This window comes from Streptosporangium sp. NPDC002721 (assembly GCF_042888905.1).
Lineage (GTDB): Bacteria > Actinomycetota > Actinomycetes > Streptosporangiales > Streptosporangiaceae > Streptosporangium.
Window position 1 is genome coordinate 111,766 of sequence record NZ_JBIAQI010000027.1, and the last position, 488, is coordinate 112,253.

Here is a 488-nt window from a genome sequence, read left to right on the forward strand (position 1 = left end):
CGTCAACACCGGTAACACGACGTTGACGGCTTTGAGCGTGGCGGATACGTCGTTCTCGGGTTCGGGTGCGCCTCCGGTGGTGACGTGTCCGGTGACGACACTGGCACCCCAGGCCACGACGACCTGCACCGGTACGTATGTGACGACGCAGGCCGACATCGACGCCGGTTCCATCGTGAACACGGCGGTGGCGTCGGGGACGCCGCCGACGGGTCCGCCGGCGGCGTCTGATTCGTCGACGTCGACGGTGACGGCCGAGACGGCCCCCAGCCTGGCGCTGTCGAAGACGGCGACACCAAGCACGGTGACGGCGGCCGGTCAGACGGTCACCTATTTGTACATGATCATGAATACCGGTAACGCGACGTTGACGGCTTTGAGCGTGGCGGATGCGTCGTTCTCGGGTTCGGGTGCGCCTCCGGTGGTGACGTGTCCGGTGACGACGCTGGCGCCGCAGACCTCGACGACGTGTACGGGCACGTACACGG

The 488-nt window shown here is 66.6% G+C and carries 1 protein-coding gene; it reads right to left on the reverse strand.

Annotation, left to right across the window (positions count from 1 at the left end):
* Positions 1-303 (reverse strand): hypothetical protein (locus tag ACFYWM_RS33785; RefSeq protein WP_389922239.1); only part of this gene is annotated, 303 nt, incomplete at its 3' end.
* Positions 304-488 lie beyond the last annotated feature (185 nt).